The sequence below is a fragment of the Nocardioides caldifontis genome (assembly GCF_008087345.1).
GTDB classification, from domain to species: domain Bacteria; phylum Actinomycetota; class Actinomycetes; order Propionibacteriales; family Nocardioidaceae; genus Marmoricola_A; species Marmoricola_A caldifontis.
On record NZ_VHIB01000008.1, the window covers coordinates 276,556 to 294,240 of the forward strand.

Below are 17,685 nucleotides of genomic sequence, written 5' to 3' on the forward strand. Positions count from 1 at the left end.
TCAGCCGACGGGCAGGCTGAGGTTCGCGTAGATCTCGCGCGTCGCCTTGGAGCGGTTGAGCGTGTAGAAGTGCAGCCCCGGGGCGCCGCCGTCGAGCAGCGTCTCGCACAGCTCGGAGGCCACCTGGACGCCCTCCTTGCGGACCGCCGCGGGGTCGCCCTCGTGGCGGGAGACCCGCTCGACCACCTCGGCCGGGACGTCACGCCCGGAGAGCTCCGCCATCCGCCTGATCTGCCCCAGATTCGTGATCGGCATGATCCCCGGCAGGATCGGGATGTCCACGCCGGCAGCCCGGGACCGCTCGAGCAGCCCGAAGTAGTCGGAGGCCCGGAAGAACATCTCGGTGACCGCGAACTGCGCACCGGCGTCCTGCTTCGCCTTCAGCACCCGCACGTCCTCGTCAAGGCTCGGCGCCTCGCGGTGCCCCTCGGGGAACGCCGCGACACCGACGTGGAACGACCCGAGCGACCGCACCAGGGCCACCAGCTCGCTGGCGTAGGTCAGCCCGCCCTCGGTCGCGGTCCACGGGGTGCCCGGCCCGCCCGGAGGGTCGCCCCTGAGCACCAGCACGTTGTGGATCCCGGCGTCGGCGTACGCCCCGACGACCGAGCGGAGCTCCTCACGGGTGTGGCCGACGCAGGTCAGGTGGGCCATCGGGACCATCGTGGTCTCGCGGGCGATGCGCTTGGTGATCTCGACGGTGCGGTCCCGGGTGGTGCCACCCGCGCCGTACGTGACCGAGACGAAGGTGGGGCGCAGCGGCTCGAGCTCGCGCAGCGAGCGCCAGAGCACCGCCTCGCCCTCGGCGTCCTTCGGCGGGAAGAACTCGAACGAGAACGACTTGCCTCCCGAGGCGACGAGCTCCGGGACGGAGCCGGCCCCTCGCGACCCGGAGGGGTCCTTGGCGGTGCGGACCATGCGGCCAGGATAGGCGCGCGGCACCGGTCCGACCGACGTGGTCCGGCAGCCAGACACGTCACGGTGGCGGCTACGCTCGCCGGGTGCCCTCCGCCGCCACCGCCCCGTGGGACGAGGCCGCCTTCCGCGACAGGCTCCACGGCGTCCTCGACACCTTCGTGGACGAGCAGGCCGCCCGGCTCGCCCCGCTCGGGGCCGACGCCGGACGGCTCGTGGCCGCAGCACGCGACGCCGTGACCGGCGGCAAGCGGCTGCGGGCGATGTTCTGCCACTGGGGCTTCCGCACGGTCCGGGTGCCGCGCGACGCGGCCGAGGAGCAGGCGCTGTTGCGCGCCTGCGGCGCGCTCGAGCTGCTGCACGCCTCCGCGCTCGTCCACGACGACTACATGGACGCCTCCGACACCCGCCGCGGGCGGCCGGCGGTGCACCGCGCGTTCGAGGAGGCGCACCGCTCCGCGGCGTGGCGCGGCAGCCCCGAGCAGTACGGCGCCGCGGCCGCGATCCTCCTCGGCGACCTGCTACTGGTGTGGGCCGACGAGCTGCTGCGCACCTGCGGGTTCCCCACGGACGTGGTCGGCGCCGCCCTGCGCTGGTTCGACACGACCCGCACCGAGGTGATCACCGGCCAGTTCCTGGACGTCTCGGTGCAGGCCCGCGGTGACGCGGACGTTGAGCAGGCCATGCGGGTGCTGCGCTACAAGTCCGCGAAGTACTCCGTCGAGCGGCCGCTGCACGTGGGCGCCGCCCTCGCCGGGGGCGAGCCCGCGGCGTTCACGGCGCTCTCGGGCTACGGCCTCCCGCTCGGCGAGGCGTTCCAGCTCCGCGACGACCTGCTCGGGGTGTTCGGCGACTCCTCGGTGACCGGCAAGCCGGCCGGCGACGACCTCGTCGAGGGCAAGCGCACCGTGCTGGTCGCGCTGGCGCTCGCCGGGCTCGACGCCGACGAGGCGAAGCTCCTCGACACCTCCCTGGGCGGCCCGCTGTCCGAGGACGAGGTCGAGCGGCTGCGCGGGCTCATCGAGCGCTCGGGGGCCCAGGCGGAGGTGGAGCGGCGGATCGGCGCCCTGACCGACGAGTGCCTCGAGGCGCTGTCCGCCCCCGCGGTCGCGGTCGAGGCCCGCGAGGCGCTGCGCTCGCTCGCCCTGGCCGCCACGCAGCGCTCGGTCTGAGCCGGCCGTGGCCCGCGGCTTCGACTACGACCTCGACTACGCGAACCTCGACCTGCGCACGCACCCCGAGCTCTACCGGGTCGGCCGGGGCGAGCAGGGGGTGCTCCTGGTCCAGCCCTACAAGGACGAGCTGTTGCCGCTGTGGCGGTTCCGCACGCCCGAGCTCGCCGAGGAGAGCAGCGCCGCGCTGCTCGAGCGGTTCCACCGCTACCTCGACGAGGGCGACTTCGTCGGCGCGGACATGGCGCGGAAGTTCCTGCAGATGGGGTACACCCGGTCGCGGCGCTACGCCCGGCACCGCAGCGGCACGAAGTACGACGGCCCGGTGCCCGCCGAGAGGCGCGGCCGCAGTGGCGCCCACGGCCGCGAGGAGCTCCCCGTCGACGAGGACCCGGTCAAGGCGGCGAGCGCCGCGGTCTTCAAGGCTGCCTGGGACGAGGCGCGCGCCGACGAGCGCTACCAGGCGATGCGCGCCGAGCACCGCCGGCGCTACGGGTGACCTCCCCGGTCAGTGCTTGATCGGGAGCTCCTCGAGGTCGATCTCCGGCCCCTCGCCGCGCAGGACCACCGCGAGCGGACCGCCCTCCGACGCCGTCGCCCGTCGTCGGAACACCTCGACGGCCTTGCGGAACGTGCCCTCGTCCTGCCGGCACAACGGGCTCCAGCCGTCCCAGAGCAGCACCATGCCGTGGTCACCGACCTCCAGCCCGCCGAGGCAGTCGGCGAGCGACTCCACGTCGGAGGGCGGGTCGGCGTCGAGGCACGCGGCGGCGGACTTCAGGAACGACTCCTGGTCCTCGAGGGTCCAGCCGTCGAGGTAGCGGAACGTCCACCCGGCGTGCTCGACGGCGTGCTGCACGTCGGCGGCCGGTGCGGCGTTGTGCCACTGGTAGACGCCCGGAGGGGTGTGGCCCGCCAGGAGTGCTGCGAGTCCGCTCATCGTCACTTCCGTTCCCGCCCCGCGCGGGGCCGTGTGTCGTCCCTGCGGACCGACGGGCGCCGGCCCTCATCGCGACCATAGCCCGGGCGGCGCGGGGCAGAAAGGGGTCGGACGGGCCGGGTTGGCGGGAGCGCCGGTGAGGTCAGAAGGCCATCGCCTGGGCGCGGCGCTTGACCTCGGAGCCGCGGTTCTCGCGCAGCGCGTCGATCGGCCGGCCCGGCAGCGTGTCGTCCTCGCTGAACAGCCACTGGATGCTCTCGCGGTCGTCGTAGCCGCCGTCGTGGAGGACGGTGAGCAGCCCGGGCAGACCCTTGACGATGACGCCGTCCTGGACGAACGCGGCCGGGACCTGCTGGCCGGTGCCCGGCGCGGGGACGGCGGCCGCGAGCTGGTGCTCCTTGATCAGCTGGCGCACCCGGCTGACGCTGATCCCCAGCGCCTCGCCGCAGGCGGCCCAGTCGAGCCAGTCCCCCACGAGCGACTGCAGGTCGTCCTGGTCGGGGGTGTGGGTCGTGTCGGTCACGGCTCCACTGTGCCACCCGCCTAGTATCGGTACCTGCAGCCGGGCCCTGTCCGGCGTCACCGATCCGTTGGGAGGACGCCGTCGTGCAGAGAGGTGCCGACCCCGTGATCGGCCGCGTCCTCGACGGTCGCTACCGCGTCGACGAGCGGATCGCCCGCGGCGGGATGGCCACCGTCTACCGCGCGCACGACCTCCGGCTCGACCGGGTGTGCGCGGTCAAGGTCATGCACTCCGACCTCGGCGACGACCACGACTTCGGCGCCCGCTTCGTCCGGGAGGCGCACTCGGCCGCCCGGCTCTCGCACCCCAACGTCGTCGCGGTCACCGACCAGGGTGACGACGACGGCCGGCTCTTCCTCGTGATGGAGCACGTGCCCGGGCGCACGCTGCGCGACGTGGTCCGCGAGGAGGCGCCGATGGCCCCCCAGCGGGCGCTGGCGCTCCTCGAGCCGGTGCTGCTGGCGCTGGCCGAGGCGCACCGCTCGGGGCTCGTGCACCGGGACGTGAAGCCCGAGAACGTGCTGATCTCCGACGACGGCCGGATCAAGGTCGCCGACTTCGGGCTCGCCCGCGCCTTCGACGCCGACAACCAGCACACCGCGACCGGCGGGCTCCTCATCGGGACGGTGTCGTACCTCGCCCCCGAGCTGATCGTCGAGGGCCGGGCCGACCCCCGCTCCGACGTGTACGCCGCCGGGGTGCTGCTCTTCGAGATGCTCACCGGCCGGAAGCCCCACGAGGGCGAGGCGGCCATCCAGATCGCCTTCAAGCACGTCAACGAGGACATCCCCGCTCCGTCGTCGGTGGTCGACCGGCCCGTCCCGGCGTACGTCGACGCGCTGGTGCTCCGGGCGACCGCGCGCGAGCGCGACCACCGGCCCGCGGACGCCAAGGTCCTCCTCCACCAGGTGCGGAGGGTGCGCGCGGCCCTCGAGGCGGGCGACCTGGACGACCCCGAGCTGACCGCCGACCTGATGCCGACGCTGCCGGTGGTGCTCGACGACGACATCGACTACCGCTCCGGCCCCGAGGACACGGGCGGGACCGCGCAGGAGGGCACCGACGGGGCCGAGGACGCCACCGAGGACTCGCTCGGCCTCGACCTGCCGACCGTGGACCGCGAGCCCACCACGGTGATCGCCGGCGCGGGGGCCTCCCGCTCGACGGCCACGCGCTCTGCCGGCACCCGGGTCGGCACCGCCCCGCCGCAGTCACGCGGCCGTCGGCTCCCCGAGCAGCCCGGCCCGGTGCGGAGCCCGCTGTCGCGTCCGTCCGACGGCACCAGGCCCCCCGGCGGCTCCGGCGCCACTCCGGCCCGCCGCCCCCGGCGCAACCGCCGCGGCCTCGTCCTGCTGCTCGCGGTCGTGCTGCTCACCGCCCTGGTGGCGTACGCCGGCTGGTGGTTCGGCATCGGGCGCTACACCTCCACTCCGGCGGTCATCAACCTCAGCCTCGCCGACGCCACCGACAAGCTGGAGGCGGCCGGGCTCGACGTCGACGTCGTCGAGCGCGAGTTCTCCGAGACCGTCGTCGCCGGGTCGGTGATCAGCAGCGACCCGAGCGCAGGCTCGAGGATCCTCGAGGACGGCACCGTCGAGCTCGTCGTCTCCAAGGGGCGGGAGCGCTACGCGGTCCCCAAGCTGCGCGGCGAGCCGCTGGCCACCGCCCAGGGGCTGATCACCGAGGGCAACCTCACCGTCGGCGAGGTCACCGAGATCTGGCACGAGAAGGTCGCCGAGGGGATGGTCGTCTCCGCCGACCCGGCCCCCGGCACCCAGCTCCGCAAGGACACCGCGATCAACCTCGAGGTCAGCAAGGGGCCGAAGCCGATCAAGATCCCTGACCTGACCGGCCGGCCCGGCGACGAGGCCCAGGAACGGCTCGAGGGGCTCGGCTTCGACGTCGAGGTGAGCGAGGAGCACAGCGACGCCGTCCGCAAGGGGCGGGTGATCTCCCAGGACCCCGACGAGGGCAAGGGCTACCGCGACGACGTCATCCAGATCGTCGTCTCCAAGGGACCGGTGCTCGTCGAGGTGCCGCGGCTCAACGCCAAGTCGGTCGACGAGGCGACCGCCGAGCTGGCGGCCGTCGGCTTGAACATCGCGGTGGAGCGCACCGAGTTCTACGTCGGGCTCGAGCGCGTGGTCCGGCAGAGCCAGTCGGCCGGCGACGCCATCCCCAAGGGGTCCACCGTCACCGTCTACATCGTCTGAGCCGATGCCGCTGCGCAACGGGGAGCACGGGTACGGCGCCGTCACCAAGCTCCTCCACTGGCTCACGGTCGCGCTGCTCCTCGCCCAGGTCGCCGTCGGGCTGACGATGGACCCGCATGCCCACGAGACGGCCGCGGACGCGGCCGCCGACCGGGCCGACGCGCGCGCCGACGCGTTCGAGGAGCGTGGGGAGGACCGCGCCGAGCGGCAGGGGGACGAAGCCGAGGAGCGGTTCGAGGCCGAGGTCGAGCGGCGCGAGGAGCGGGCCGACCGGCTCGGTGACGGCGGCGACCACCGCGACGTCGCCGAGGCGCTCCTCAGCGGCGACGGGTGGAGCGACGGGCTGCAAGGGCTGGAGGTGCACCTCGTGCTCGGGTCCTTGCTGCTGCTCGTCGGCGTCACCCGCCTGGTCTGGCGGCGCACGACGCCGCTCCCGCCCTGGGCCGAGCACCTCGACGAGCGGGAGCGCCAGCTGGAGGGCTGGCTGGAGAAGGTGATGCTGGCCCTCCTCCTCGTCGTGCCGCTGACCGGGCTGCTCCTCGTGGTCGTCGACGACGACCTGCTGGTGCTCCACGTCGCCGCCCAGCTCCTGCTGCTGTCGGTGGTGGTCATCCACGTCGGGCTCGTGCTGCGCCACACCGTCGTACGACGGCACCGGCACCTGTCCCGGATGGTGTGAGGCGCCCCGGTTAGCCTGGAGCGGTGCCCCCCACCCTCGCCTCGGTCGCTGCTGCCCGGAACCCGGTCGGCACCCACATCAAGGTCGGCAAGGGGCTCGTCGAGGAGGTGCTCCCGAAGGCCGCCACGATCGGCGCCGAGGTGCTCCAGATCTTCACCGGCAACCCCCGCGGCTGGGCTCCTTCGAAGCCGGACGCCGGCAAGGACGCGGCGTTCCGGGCGGGGTGCGAGGCCGCCGGGATCAGGGTGTTCGTGCACGCGCCGTACCTCGTCAACGTCGGCTCCCCGACCCCGCTCACCTTCGAGCGGTCGGTCGCGGCCGTCGCCCACAACCTGATGCGCGCGGCGCAGACTGGCGCCGAGGGTGTGGTCGTGCACACCGGCTCCTGCGTCGGCGAGGGCGGATACGACGCCGCGATGCGCCAGGTGCGCGAGGGGCTGCTGCCGGTGCTCGACGCGCTGGGCGACGACGGCCCGTTCCTGCTGCTGGAGTCCACCGCCGGCCAGGGCCGTTCTCTGTGCGCGACGGTCGAGGACCACGCGGCGTACCTCGAGGCGCTCGACCACCACCCGCGCCTCGGCCTCTGCCTCGACACCTGCCACGTGTTCGCCGCCGGCGAGCCGCTCGACGAGCCCGGCGGGGCCACCGCGACGCTGGACCGGTTGCTGGACATCGCCGGCGCCGACCGGCTCAAGCTGGTGCACGCCAACGACTCGATGGACGTCCGCGGAGCCTTCAAGGACCGCCACCAGAAGATCGGCGACGGACACCTCGGACTCACGCCGTTCCGCGAGCTGCTCGCGCACCCGGCGACCGACGGGGTCCCGTTCGTCCTCGAGACACCGGGGTCGCGCGAGCTCGACGACCCGCAGATCCCGCTGCTCAAGCTGCTCCGCGAGGAGGCGGCCCTCCACCGGGACACGGAGGCGCGCGCGTCGTGAAGGAGCGCCCCACCACCCTGCTCGCCACCCTGGCGCTGCTGGCCGTCACCGCGACCTGGGGAAGCACGTTCTTCCTCATCCACGACCTGCTCGACCGGGTCCCCGTCCTCGACTTCCTCGCGGTGCGGTTCGCGGTGGCCACGGTCACCGTGGTGCTGCTCTTCCCCAAGGCGCTCGGCCGGCTCTCGGCCCGGGCCCGGTGGCAGGCCGCCGCGCTCGGCCTGGTGTACGGCGTCGCGCAGATCCTGCAGACCGAGGGCATCGGCCACTCCTCGGCCAGCGTGGCCGGGTTCATCACGGGGATGTACGTCATCTGCACCCCGCTCCTCGCCGCCCCCCTGCTGCGGCAGCGGATCGGCGGGGCCACGTGGCTCGCGGTCGTCGTCGCCGTGGTCGGACTGGCAGTGCTGTCGCTGCGCGGCTTCAGCGTCGGGTACGGCGAGGGGCTGGTGCTGGTCTCCGCGGTGCTGTACGCCCTCCACATCGTCGGCCTCGGGGCGTGGAGCCGGGCCGAGGACGCGATCGGGATGACGATCGTCCAGCTGGCCATGGTGAGCCTGGTGGCCTTCGTGGTGACCGCGCCCGACGGGGTCACCCTCCCGGACCGGCCCGGCGACTGGGTCAGCGTGCTCTACATGGCGGTGTTCGCCGCCGGCTTCGCGATGTGGGCGCAGACCTGGGCGCAGGCCCACCTGCCGCCGACCCGGAGCGCGATCATCATGACGATGGAGCCGGTGTTCGCGGCGTTCTTCGCGGTCCTGCTCGGCGGGGAGGACCTGACGACCCGGATGCTCGTCGGCGGCGGGCTCGTGCTCAGCGCGATGGTCGTCGTCGAGCTCGCCCCGCGCCGCAAGGTCGAGGCCGAGGTGCCGCACATCGCGGTGTGATTCAGCCCTTCAGGTCGAGCAGCCCACGCAGGCTCGCCTGGAGGATCACTGCTTGGGTGACTGCGTCGGGGAGGCTGCCCTCCTCGAGCAGGCTGCGCACGGTGTCGACGGGGAGAACAGCCACCTCGACAGCCTCGTCATCGCGAGCACCCGCGAGTGCCGCGCCGCCATCGACCTTCGCCGCGAACAGCCGGACGTGCCCGGCGAGCAGCCCCGAGTTCAGGTAGATCTGCCCCAGGTCGATCAGCTCGATGGCACTCCAGCCGGTCTCCTCGAGGAGCTCGCGCCGAGCGTCTGCCTCGGGTTCACCCTCACCGAAGCCCCGCGGCACCTCCCAGAGCCGCATGCCAACCGGGTAGCGGTCGACCTGGACCAGACCCACGCCTCCACCGACGAGCGGGAGCACAGCGACGCCCGGGACCCCGGCGCCTTCCACCACGCGGTTGTAGCGTCCGCGCCTTCCGTCCGGCCACTCGACCTCGTCGTAGTAGACGCGGACGTAGGGATTCTCTTCGTCGGCGTACTGCAGCCGCGACCGGACGCGGCGGATCCGGCTCGGCTCAGGCGTCACGGTCGAGGGCCCTCCTCCTGGGGAGCGCGACGTCCGTCGTGATGATGGCGGGGTTGCCGAGCGTTCGCCGGGCCACACCTTGCATCGGCCTGGCGCTCAACGAGACGACCGACTGCAGCGTCCCCACCCCGGACAGGTTCGCAAGATCGGCGCCCACCCCGGCGCCCTCCGCGGCTGTGCCCAGGTGTCGCTTCACCAGCTGGGAGAAGCGCCCCCATCGGCTCTGGTTCAGAGCTTCAGGGACCCGGCCGAGCAGTTCGTACTCCACCACCTGTGGCGTGACATCGCTGGCGAGCAACTCTTCCAAGCCCTCCATGGCACGGCGCAGAGCGGGACCCTGGTCGCGGCTCTCGTCTCGCCAACGGGCTAGGGCGTCCCGCTGTTCAGCGGCCCAGAGCCTCAGCTTCGCGTCCGAGACCAATGCGAGGCGCGCCATGAAGTCACTCGGCAAGGTGATGTCGCACAAGCCCTGCTCTGCCAACTCCTCCAACACGGTGTGGGGCACCGCAGAACCCGGCGACCGGCTCGCGGCGGAGATGGGGCGTAGCGGCAGGTCCCAGCTCGCCGCGAAGTCCTCGCATCCGTGCTGAACGCCGAAAGCGATGGTGAAGATCCGGTCGATGGACCGCTTGGCGGCCAGCCGGTCGAACCCATCCTCCAGCTCGGCTCGTGCTTTGCCGTAGGCCGCAGTCCGAGATCCGCCCTCGACGAGCATCGCTTTGAGCTCGGCCAACACGGCACCGAGCCGGGTGTCATCGCCGTCCTCTGGCAGCGGATCGTCCGACTCATGGCGATCGACGGCGTCCTGCATGTCCAGCGAGCCCAGGGAGTAAGGCTCGAAGACGACGAAGTCCGACGAGCTGTCCGCGATGGCGCACCACCGGCGCCAATGGCGACGAAGCCGCTCGCACTCCTCCGGCGCAACGCCGGCGGCGACGATGTTCTCCAGGACCTCGCCGAGGGAGGTGGGCGCTCGCTTCCCCATGGCCGCGGCCTGTTCCAGATGGCCCATGACCCGTGCTCGGTCGTCCTTCGGCAGCAGGGAGAACTCGAACGGCTTGATGTGCCCCGTGCGCGGATCCGTGAGGAGACCCACCAGCGACTGCTCGAGATCGCTGCCTCGTGTCCGGACGACGACAGGAGCGCCGTCTCCCATGAACGACACGGCCTCACCCAGCCGTGACGGGTCGGCTCCGGCGAACAGTGCCCCGTCGAGAAGCTGAGCGTCCGTGAGGATGACCTGGCCCGAGAGGATCAGGTCGAGCCGGAGCGTCGAGACGAGCAGCGCTCGCAGGATCGATTCGTTGCCGCCTGCCGCCTGAGCCCGCTCCCGTTGGCGCACGGAGTCGTACGCGGACGAGAACAGCCGTCTCCGGCGCGGGTTCTCGGGAGGGGCCGGGCGCACCATCCCGGAAGGCTATAGCTCGGGACTCCGGGCTCAGGCCTCGACGACCACCGGGATGATCATCGGCCGACGGCGGTGGGTGTTGCTCACCCAGCGGCCGATGACCCGGCGGATCGTCTGCTGCAGCTGGTGGGTGTCGTCGACGCCGTCGCGGAGCGCGGTGTCGAGAGCCTCGACGATCGGCTGCTTGATCTCGTCGAAGATCGAGTCGTCCTCGGCGAACCCGCGGGCGTGGATCTCGGGGCCGCTGGACACCCGGCCGGTCACGCTGTCGACCACCACGATCACCGAGACGAACCCTTCCTCGCCGAGGATCCGCCGATCCTTCAGCGAGGCCTCGGTGATGTCGCCGACCGACTGGCCGTCGACGAAGACGTAGCCGCAGGGCACCTTGCCGGCGATCTCGACCTTGCCGTCGACGAGGTCGACGACCACGCCGTCCTCGGCGACCACGACGTGCTCGTCGGGGATGCCGGTTGCCCGGGCGAGCGCCGCGTTGGCGAGCATGTGCCGGATCTCGCCGTGCACCGGCAGCACGTTGCGCGGCTTGACGATGTTGTAGCAGTAGAGGAGCTCGCCGGCGCTCGCGTGGCCGGAGACGTGCACCAGCGCGTTGCCCTTGTGGACCACGGTGGCGCCGAGCCGGGAGAGCCCGTTGATCACCCGGTAGACGGCGTTCTCGTTGCCCGGGATCAGCGAGGAGGCGAGCACCACGGTGTCGCCCTCCTCGATCGTCACGAAGTGGTGGTTGCGCTGCGCGATGCGGCTGAGCGCCGACAGCGGCTCCCCCTGCGAGCCGGTCGAGATCAGCACGATCCGCTCGGGCGGGTAGTCGCCGATGTCCCGGCTGTCGACCAGCGTGTCCGCGGGGACCTTGAGGTAGCCCAGGTCGCGGGCGATGTTCATGTTCCGGATCATCGACCGGCCGACGTACGCCACCTTGCGGCCGTGCGCGACCGCGGCGTCGAGCACCTGCTGCACGCGGTGCACGTGGGAGGCGAAGCAGGCGACGATGAGCCGTCCCTGGCTGCGGTGGAACACCCGGTCGATGACCGGTCCGATCTCCACCTCGGAGGTCGTGAACCCCGGGACCTCGGCGTTCGTGGAGTCCACCATGAACAGGTCGACGCCCTCCTCGCCGAGCCGTGCGAACGCCCGGAGGTCGGTGATCCGGCGGTCCAGCGGCAGCTGGTCCATCTTGAAGTCACCGGTGTGCAGCACCGTGCCGGCGCGGGTGCGGATCACCACCGCGAGGGCGTCGGGGATGGAGTGGTTGACCGCGACGAACTCGAGGTCGAACGGGCCGAAGGAGATCCGGTCGCCCTCGGCGACGACGTGCTGCGCGGTCTCCTTGAGCCGGTGCTCCTGCAGCTTGGGGCGGAGCAGCGCCAGGGTCAGCTTCGACCCGACCAGCGGGATGTCGCCGCGCTCGCGAAGGAGGTACGGCGTCGCGCCGATGTGGTCCTCGTGGCCGTGGGTCAGCACCAGCGCCTCGACCGCGTCGAGCCGGTCCCGGATCGCCTCGAAGTCCGGGAGGATCAGGTCGACCCCCGGGTGGTGGTCCTCGGGGAACAGCACTCCGCAGTCGACGATCAGCAGCCGGCCGTCGTGCTCGAAGACGGTCATGTTGCGACCGACCTCGCCGAGGCCGCCGAGCGGGATGACGCGGAGCCCTTCCTTGGGCAGCGGTCCGGGGGGCGGGAGCTCGAGGTGCGGGTGGCTCAAAGGGAGGTTCCTTCCAGGAGCCCGGCGGAGGTGAGCACCGTGCGGAGCTCCTCGACCAGGGCGTCGGAGGCCGGCACCAGGGGGAGCCGGACGTTGCGGTTGTCGAGGACGCCGAGCAGCTGCATGGCGGCCTTCGCCGTCATCGCGCCCTGCGCCCGCTGCATGACGACCTCGACGACGGGGACGAGGCGCTGGTACGTCGTGAGGGCGGAGGCCAGGTCACCGCGGGCGACGGCGTCGTACATCTCGGCGTACTGGCGTGCCGCGACGTGGCCGACGACGGAGACCACACCGGCGCCCCCGTGGGTCAGCCAGCCGAGGTTGAGCACGTCGTCGCCGGAGTAGAACGCGAGGCCGGTCTCCTGCATGATCCGCACCCCGCGGTAGAGGTCGCCCACGGCGTCCTTCACCGCGACGATGCGCTCGTCCTCGGCGGCCCGCGCGAAGGTATCCGGCGCGATGGTGATGCCGGAGCGGCCCGGGATGTCGTAGAGCATCACCGGCAGGTCCGCGGCCGCGGCGACGGCGCGGAAGTGCGCCAGCACGCCGTCCTGCGTGGGCTTGTTGTAGTAGGGCGTGACGACCAGGACACCGTCGGCGCCGATCTTCTGCGCCTGCTCGGCGAGCTCGACGGAGTGCGCGGTGTTGTTGGTGCCGACGCCGGCGACCACGGTGGCCCGGTCCCCGACGGCCTCGACGACCGCCCGGAGGATCAGCCCGTCCTCCTCGGTCGTGGTGGTGGGCGCCTCGCCGGTGGTGCCGGAGACGACGACCCCGTCGTTGCCGTGGTCCACGAGGTGCGCGGCGATCCGCGCGGTCCCGTCGAGGTCGACGCTGCCGTCGTCGTGGAAGGCGGTCACCATCGCGGTGAGGACGCGGCCGAGGGGACCGGGGGGTGGGACCGGTGCAGTCATGGGTTCCAGGCTATCGCCCGCGTGGCCCCGCACCGGCACCCGCGCCGCTGGAGGTCGCGAGGGAGGGCTGACCAGGGTCAGTGCGGGGGTCAGAGCTGGGGGGCGACCTTCTCCGCGACCAGCTCGAGGTGGTCGAGGTCGGTGAGGTCCAGAACCTGGAGGTAGAACCGCTGCGCCCCGGCCTCGGCGTACTTCCCGATCCGGTCGACGACCTCGTCGGGCGATCCGGCGAGCCCGTTGGCGCGGAGCTGGTCGACCGGCTGGCCGATCGCCTCGGCCCGGCGTCGCACCTCATCCTCGGTGGCGCCGCAGCAGAGCACCAGCGCGTTGGACCAGACGAGGTCACCGGGGTCGCGGCCGGCCGCCTCGCAGGCGGCGCGGACCCGTGCGAACTGCTCGTGGGTGTCCTCGACCGATCCGAACGGGAGGTTGAACTCGGCGGCGTAGCGGGCGGTCAGCTCCGGGGTGCGTCGCTTGCCGTAGCCGCCGATGATCACCGGCGGGTGCGGGGACTGCACCGGCTTCGGCAGCGCCGGCGAGTCGGAGACCGGGTAGAACCGCCCCTCGTGGCTGAACCGCTTCCCTCCAGGAGTCCGCCACAGCCCGGTGACGACGGCCAGCTGCTCCTCGAACCGGTCGAACCGCTCACGGACGTCCGGGAACGGGATGCCGTAGGCGGTGTGCTCCGCCTCGAACCACCCCGCACCGATCCCGAGCTCGACCCTGCCGCCGCTCATCGCGTCGACCTGGGCGACGGTGATCGCCAGGGGACCTGGGAACCGGAAGGTCGCCGACGTCATCAGGGTGCCGAGCCGGATGCGGCTGGTCTCCCGGGCCAGCGCGGCGAGCGTCACCCACGCGTCGGTCGGCCCAGGGAGCCCCTCGGTGCCCATCCCCAGGTAGTGGTCGGAGCGGAAGAACGCGTCGAAGCCGAGCTCCTCGGTCGCCTTCGCGATGCGGAGGAGGTCGTCGTAGGTCGCCCCCTGCTGGGGCTCGGTGAACACGCGCAGGTCCATGGGCCACACCTTGGCACCCGCAACCAACAGCCTCGTCAGCGGCGTCTCAGCGGCGTCTCAGCGGCGTCGCCAGGTGACGACCGTGTAGCCGTCGCGGAGGTCGCGGCTCGCGACCTCCCACACCGTCTCGTCGACGTCGGGGTAGCGCACGTCGCCCTCGGCACGCAGCGGCACCTCGGAGACCACCTGCTCGTCGGCGACCGGCAGCAGGGCGGCGTAGACCTGGGCGCCCCCGGCGACCATCACGTCCCCGTCGAGTCCGTCGGCGAGCGCCAGCGCCTCGTCGACGGTGTGGGCGACGAGGACGCCGTCGGCCGACCAGGCACGGTCGCGGGTGAGCACGACGGTGGTGCGGCCGGGCAGCGGCCGGCCGATGGAGTCGTACGTCGTGCGCCCCATCAGCAGCACGTGGCCGAGGGTGAGCGCCTTGAAGTGCTGCTGCTCCCCCGGCACCCTCCACGGGATCTCGGTCCCGTTGCCGATCACGCCGTTCTCCGCCACGGCTGCGACCAGGACGACGCGCTTGCCTCCCGGTGTCATGCGTGCGTCATGCGGGCGTCATACGGCGATGGGGGCCTTGATCCCGGGGTGCGGGTCGTAACCCTTGACCTCGATGTGCTCGAGCTCGAAGGCGTCGATCTCGGTCACCGTCGGGTCGAGCACCAGCACGGGGAGCTGCCGCGGCTCGCGGGTCAGCTGGAGCCGAGCCTGCTCGAGGTGGTTGGAGTACAGGTGCGCGTCGCCGAGCGTGTGCACGAAGTCCCCGGCCTCGAGGCCGGTCACCTGCGCCACCATGTGCGTCAGCAGGGCGTACGACGCGATGTTGAACGGCACGCCCAGGAACACGTCCGCCGACCGCTGGTAGAGCTGGCAGCTGAGCCGCCCGTCCGCGACGTAGAACTGGAACAGGGCGTGGCACGGGGCCAGCGCCATCTGAGGGATGTCGGCGACGTTCCACGCCGAGACGATGTGGCGTCGCGAGTCGGGGTCGCGACGGATCCCTTCGACGACCTGGGCCAGCTGGTCGACGTGCTGCCCGTCCGGGGTCGGCCACGAGCGCCACTGCCGCCCGTACACCGGGCCGAGCTCGCCGTCCTCGTCAGCCCACTCGTCCCAGATCGTCACGCCGCGCTCCTGGAGCCAGCGCACGTTGGTGTCGCCGCGCAGGAACCAGAGCAGCTCGGCGAAGACCGAGCGGGTGTGGATCTTCTTGGTCGTGACGAGGGGGAACCCCTCGGTGAGGTCGAACCGCATCTGGTGGCCGAAGACGCTGCGCGTGCCGGTGCCGGTGCGGTCGCCCTTCTCGACGCCCTCGTCGAGGATCCGCCGGAGGAGGTCGAGGTACTGCTGCACGGGCTCAACGTACACCTGCCGGCCGGCGTGCTCGGGGATGACGGGCGGCGGCACAATGGGTCCGGTGACCGACCTCCCGCTGACCCCCGGCCCCGACGTCTCGGTGCGGGTCGCCTGGGCCGACGACGCCCCCGGCGTCGCCGCCGTGCAGGTCGCCGCGTGGCGCCAGGAGTACGCCGGGGTGCTTCCGCAGGAGGTCCTCGACTCGTTCGACGCCGAGCAGTTCGCGGCCGCGTGGCACCAGGCGATGGCCCGTCCCTCGGACGCCCGCAACCGGGTCCTGGTGGCGCTGGAGCGCAACACCGTCAGGGGGTTCGCGGTGACCTCCCCCTCCCCCGACCCGGACTCGGACCCGGTCGCCGACGGCGAGCTGGCCGAGCTCGTCGTGGACCCCGCGCACCGTCGTGCGGGCCACGGCTCGCGGCTGCTGCAGGCCGGCGTCGACACGCTGCGGGCCGACAAGTTCGTGCGGGCCACCTTCTGGGTGGCCACGACCGACGACGTGCGCCGGCAGTTCCTCACCGAGGCGGGCTGGGCCGCCGACGGGGCGCACCGCGAGCTCGACCTGCACGGCGACGGGTCGGTGCGGGTCCGGCAGGTCCGGCTGCACACCGACCTCCGGCAGGACTGAACGGACTGACAACACTGTCGTTTCGTCCCGGTGCCGGCGGGTACCAACTCCTCGGCCGTCATGGCGACGGCGTCGGAGCGGACGGGGGATCGACGTGCGCGGGCTTCCTGCGAGGTACCGGACGACCACGTGGCTGATCGGTGTGGTGCTGGGCGCCGCACTCGGGGCCTGGCTGGTGGCCGTGGTCAGCGGCCTGGTGCTCACCGGCGAGGGGCTCGCGCTCGGCGCGCTCGCCGGTGCCGCCGTGGGGGTCGTCGTGGTGCACGCCTTCCTGACGGTGCTGTTCCACCAGGCCGCCGCACCGGACACGCCCGCGGTCGACAGGCATCCGCGCGTGGGCTGACCGCCCGTCCCCCGGCTCAGACGAGGTCGACCGACAGCGCCCGGTGGTCGGACATCGGGAGCTCGTGCACCGCGGTCGCCTCCACCCGGCCGACGTCACCGCGGGCGAGCACGTGGTCGAGCTGCTCGCGCGGCGCCTCCGCCGGGAACGTGTCGTGCACGACCAGCGGGCGCAACCCGGTGATCGACGCGGCGGGGCGCAGCTCCATGTTCAGGTCGCCGACGAGCAGCAGCGGCTCGACCCGCTCGAGCGAGCGCACCACCGTGCGGAGCTGACGTCTCCCCCACCAGCTGACGAACGAGACGTGCGTGTTCACGACGGTCAGCTCGCCGCGCGGTGTCTCCACGGCGGCGGCGACGGCGACCCGCGGCTCGTCGCGGACCAGCTCCGGGAGCAGGCTGCCCTTGAACCGCACCGGGACCCGGGTCGGGGTGCTGGCCAGCCGCACGACGTTCCACGACGCCACGGGGAGCCGGCTCAGCAGCGCGATGCCGTACGCCGCCGCGTCGGGCTGCTCCTCGCCGGTGGCCGCCATCCAGGTGCCGGGGCTCCCCGACAGGGCCGCGACGAACCTGTGCTCCTGAGCTCCCATCGCCTCCGCGGCGACCGCCGTGAGGTCGGCGTTGGCCGAGCGCGGCTGGTTGCGGTCCACCTCCTGGAGCGCGAGGACGTCCGCGTCGAGCTGCTTCACCGCCGAGGCGAAGCGGTCGACGTCCACCCGGTCGTCCACGGGCGAACGGCCGTGCAGGATGTTGAAGGTGGCGACCCGCATGGGTCACCCGTTCCCGGGTCGCTGCGCGGTTACGCCTCCGACGGGGCGGGGTACGGGGTGGCCATGCCGGCGGAGGAGCAGGAGAACCTCAGGGAGGCGCTGAAGCGCGTCGCGGTGACGCTCAAGCGCAGCGACCTCCCCTTCGCGCTCATCGGCGGCTACGCGGTGTGGGCGCGTGGCGGCCCCGAGCCGGAGCACGACGTGGACTTCATGGTCGCCGACGAGGACGCCGGCGCGGCGGCCGCGCTGCTCGCGGACGAGGGGTTCCAGGTCGTCCAGCCGCCGGAGGACTGGCTGTTCAAGGTCTACACCGACGGCGCGATGGTCGACGTGATCCACCGCGACTCCGGGGAGCCCGCGACCCGGGCGGTGGTCGAGGACGCCGACGAGATGGAGGTCTTGTCGATCCTGATGCCGGTGCTCTCCGGCACCGAGCTCGTCGTGCAGCGGCTCAACGCCATGGACGAGCACTCCTGCGACTTCGGCCGGCAGCTCCCGGTCGCCCGCGCGCTCCGCGAGCAGGTGGACTGGCAGCGGGTGCGCAAGGAGACCGCCCACAACGACTTCGCGGCGGCGTTCGTGTTCCTCCTCGAGCGGCTCTCGATCGTCGACGTGGAGTGACCCGGGGAGCCGCAGCGGGGACACGGCGGCTCGCCCGGCAGGCGGGCCCCGGGTAGGTTGCGCA

General features: G+C 72.6%; 20 protein-coding genes. 9 read left to right on the forward strand and 11 right to left on the reverse strand.

The window, feature by feature from the left end:
• The gene (gene metF / locus FIP57_RS15565; protein ID WP_148574445.1) at positions 1–918 is read right to left on the reverse strand and encodes a methylenetetrahydrofolate reductase [NAD(P)H]; all 918 of its coding nucleotides are present in this window, start codon (positions 916–918) and stop codon (positions 1–3) included.
• Positions 919–1,001: 83 nt separating this feature from the next.
• Here metF and FIP57_RS15570 point away from each other — a divergent pair, with 83 nt between their 5' ends.
• Together FIP57_RS15570 and FIP57_RS15575 are read left to right on the forward strand one after the other, a co-directional pair.
• Complete coding sequence (locus tag FIP57_RS15570) at positions 1,002–2,087, forward strand: polyprenyl synthetase family protein (protein WP_148574446.1); 1,086 nt, start codon at positions 1,002–1,004, stop codon at positions 2,085–2,087.
• 7 nt (positions 2,088–2,094) lie between these two features.
• Positions 2,095–2,586, forward strand: coding sequence for a DUF4385 domain-containing protein (locus tag FIP57_RS15575; RefSeq protein WP_148574447.1), 492 nt, complete (start codon positions 2,095–2,097; stop codon positions 2,584–2,586).
• A 9-nt stretch (positions 2,587–2,595) separates the two neighbouring features.
• Here the strand turns inward: FIP57_RS15575 and FIP57_RS15580 are convergent, their stop codons facing one another.
• Complete coding sequence (locus FIP57_RS15580; RefSeq protein WP_148574448.1) at positions 2,596–3,027, reverse strand: barstar family protein; 432 nt, start codon at positions 3,025–3,027, stop codon at positions 2,596–2,598.
• Between the two features lie 142 nt (positions 3,028–3,169).
• Positions 3,170–3,550 (reverse strand): Rv2175c family DNA-binding protein, encoded by a 381-nt coding sequence (locus tag FIP57_RS15585; protein ID WP_203231291.1) that lies wholly within the window; start codon positions 3,548–3,550, stop codon positions 3,170–3,172.
• Between the two features lie 83 nt (positions 3,551–3,633).
• On the opposite strand from FIP57_RS15585, the gene FIP57_RS15590 reads away from it, so the two are divergent.
• Genes FIP57_RS15590 through FIP57_RS15605 form a run of 4 tightly spaced genes read left to right on the forward strand, consistent with a single transcriptional unit; the run spans position 3,634 to position 8,270 of the window.
• Positions 3,634–5,763 carry a Stk1 family PASTA domain-containing Ser/Thr kinase gene (locus FIP57_RS15590; RefSeq protein WP_238993505.1) on the forward strand — a complete coding sequence of 710 codons (2,130 nt, stop codon included), beginning with the start codon at positions 3,634–3,636 and terminating at the stop codon, positions 5,761–5,763.
• 4 nt (positions 5,764–5,767) lie between these two features.
• Positions 5,768–6,442, forward strand: coding sequence for a cytochrome b/b6 domain-containing protein (locus FIP57_RS15595; protein WP_148574449.1), 675 nt, complete (start codon positions 5,768–5,770; stop codon positions 6,440–6,442).
• 23 nt (positions 6,443–6,465) lie between these two features.
• On the forward strand, positions 6,466–7,383 hold the full coding sequence (locus tag FIP57_RS15600) for a deoxyribonuclease IV (protein WP_148574450.1): 918 nt from the start codon (positions 6,466–6,468) through the stop codon (positions 7,381–7,383).
• On the forward strand, positions 7,380–8,270 hold the full coding sequence (locus tag FIP57_RS15605) for a DMT family transporter (protein ID WP_148574451.1): 891 nt from the start codon (positions 7,380–7,382) through the stop codon (positions 8,268–8,270). The genes FIP57_RS15600 and FIP57_RS15605 overlap by 4 nt, the downstream gene beginning before the upstream one ends.
• Position 8,271: 1 nt before the next feature.
• On the opposite strand, the gene FIP57_RS15610 is transcribed toward FIP57_RS15605, so the two are convergent.
• The 7 genes from FIP57_RS15610 to FIP57_RS15640 all read right to left on the reverse strand — a co-directional run bounded on the left by FIP57_RS15610 (position 8,272) and on the right by FIP57_RS15640 (position 15,254).
• On the reverse strand, positions 8,272–8,841 hold the full coding sequence (locus FIP57_RS15610; RefSeq protein ID WP_162529828.1) for an NUDIX hydrolase: 570 nt from the start codon (positions 8,839–8,841) through the stop codon (positions 8,272–8,274).
• Entirely contained in the window at positions 8,831–10,249 is a 1,419-nt protein-coding gene (locus FIP57_RS15615) for a hypothetical protein (RefSeq protein WP_148574453.1), read from the reverse strand. The genes FIP57_RS15610 and FIP57_RS15615 overlap by 11 nt, the downstream gene beginning before the upstream one ends.
• A 30-nt stretch (positions 10,250–10,279) precedes the next feature.
• On the reverse strand, positions 10,280–11,971 hold the full coding sequence (locus tag FIP57_RS15620) for a ribonuclease J (protein WP_148574454.1): 1,692 nt from the start codon (positions 11,969–11,971) through the stop codon (positions 10,280–10,282).
• Positions 11,968–12,885, reverse strand: a complete 918-nt coding sequence (gene dapA / locus FIP57_RS15625; RefSeq protein WP_148574455.1) for a 4-hydroxy-tetrahydrodipicolinate synthase — start codon at positions 12,883–12,885, stop codon at positions 11,968–11,970. The genes FIP57_RS15620 and dapA overlap by 4 nt, the downstream gene beginning before the upstream one ends.
• An 89-nt stretch (positions 12,886–12,974) precedes the next feature.
• Positions 12,975–13,901: an LLM class F420-dependent oxidoreductase gene (locus tag FIP57_RS15630; RefSeq protein WP_148574456.1), complete on the reverse strand. Its 927-nt coding sequence runs from the start codon at positions 13,899–13,901 to the stop codon at positions 12,975–12,977.
• Positions 13,902–13,958: 57 nt separating this feature from the next.
• On the reverse strand, positions 13,959–14,441 hold the full coding sequence (locus tag FIP57_RS15635) for a dihydrofolate reductase (RefSeq protein WP_148574457.1): 483 nt from the start codon (positions 14,439–14,441) through the stop codon (positions 13,959–13,961).
• Between the two features lie 18 nt (positions 14,442–14,459).
• Positions 14,460–15,254 carry a thymidylate synthase gene (locus FIP57_RS15640; RefSeq protein WP_148574458.1) on the reverse strand — a complete coding sequence of 265 codons (795 nt, stop codon included), beginning with the start codon at positions 15,252–15,254 and terminating at the stop codon, positions 14,460–14,462.
• A gap of 64 nt (positions 15,255–15,318) precedes the next feature.
• Here FIP57_RS15640 and FIP57_RS15645 point away from each other — a divergent pair, with 64 nt between their 5' ends.
• Both FIP57_RS15645 and FIP57_RS15650 read left to right on the forward strand, forming a co-directional pair.
• Entirely contained in the window at positions 15,319–15,885 is a 567-nt protein-coding gene (locus FIP57_RS15645) for a GNAT family N-acetyltransferase (RefSeq protein ID WP_238993506.1), read from the forward strand.
• 94 nt (positions 15,886–15,979) lie between these two features.
• Positions 15,980–16,228 carry a hypothetical protein gene (locus tag FIP57_RS15650; RefSeq protein ID WP_148574460.1) on the forward strand — a complete coding sequence of 83 codons (249 nt, stop codon included), beginning with the start codon at positions 15,980–15,982 and terminating at the stop codon, positions 16,226–16,228.
• Between the two features lie 16 nt (positions 16,229–16,244).
• On the opposite strand, the gene FIP57_RS15655 is transcribed toward FIP57_RS15650, so the two are convergent.
• Entirely contained in the window at positions 16,245–17,000 is a 756-nt protein-coding gene (locus FIP57_RS15655) for an endonuclease/exonuclease/phosphatase family protein (RefSeq protein ID WP_148574461.1), read from the reverse strand.
• Between the two features lie 63 nt (positions 17,001–17,063).
• Between FIP57_RS15655 and FIP57_RS15660 the strand changes: the two genes are divergently transcribed.
• Positions 17,064–17,621 carry a nucleotidyltransferase family protein gene (locus FIP57_RS15660; RefSeq protein ID WP_148574462.1) on the forward strand — a complete coding sequence of 186 codons (558 nt, stop codon included), beginning with the start codon at positions 17,064–17,066 and terminating at the stop codon, positions 17,619–17,621.
• Positions 17,622–17,685 lie beyond the last annotated feature (64 nt).

Bases quoted from the DNA above. Each gene is read 5' to 3' on its own strand.
- FIP57_RS15595 (WP_148574449.1), top strand. From the start codon at position 5,768: ATGCCGCTGCGCAACGGGGAGCACGGGTACGGCGCCGTCACCAAGCTC.
- dapA (WP_148574455.1), bottom strand. From the start codon at position 12,885: ATGACTGCACCGGTCCCACCCCCCGGTCCCCTCGGCCGCGTCCTCACC.
- FIP57_RS15660 (WP_148574462.1), top strand. From the start codon at position 17,064: ATGCCGGCGGAGGAGCAGGAGAACCTCAGGGAGGCGCTGAAGCGCGTC.
- FIP57_RS15655 (WP_148574461.1), bottom strand. From the start codon at position 17,000: ATGCGGGTCGCCACCTTCAACATCCTGCACGGCCGTTCGCCCGTGGAC.
- metF (WP_148574445.1), bottom strand. From the start codon at position 918: ATGGTCCGCACCGCCAAGGACCCCTCCGGGTCGCGAGGGGCCGGCTCC.
- FIP57_RS15630 (WP_148574456.1), bottom strand. From the start codon at position 13,901: ATGGACCTGCGCGTGTTCACCGAGCCCCAGCAGGGGGCGACCTACGAC.
- FIP57_RS15615 (WP_148574453.1), bottom strand. From the start codon at position 10,249: ATGGTGCGCCCGGCCCCTCCCGAGAACCCGCGCCGGAGACGGCTGTTC.
- FIP57_RS15635 (WP_148574457.1), bottom strand. From the start codon at position 14,441: ATGACACCGGGAGGCAAGCGCGTCGTCCTGGTCGCAGCCGTGGCGGAG.
- FIP57_RS15580 (WP_148574448.1), bottom strand. From the start codon at position 3,027: ATGAGCGGACTCGCAGCACTCCTGGCGGGCCACACCCCTCCGGGCGTC.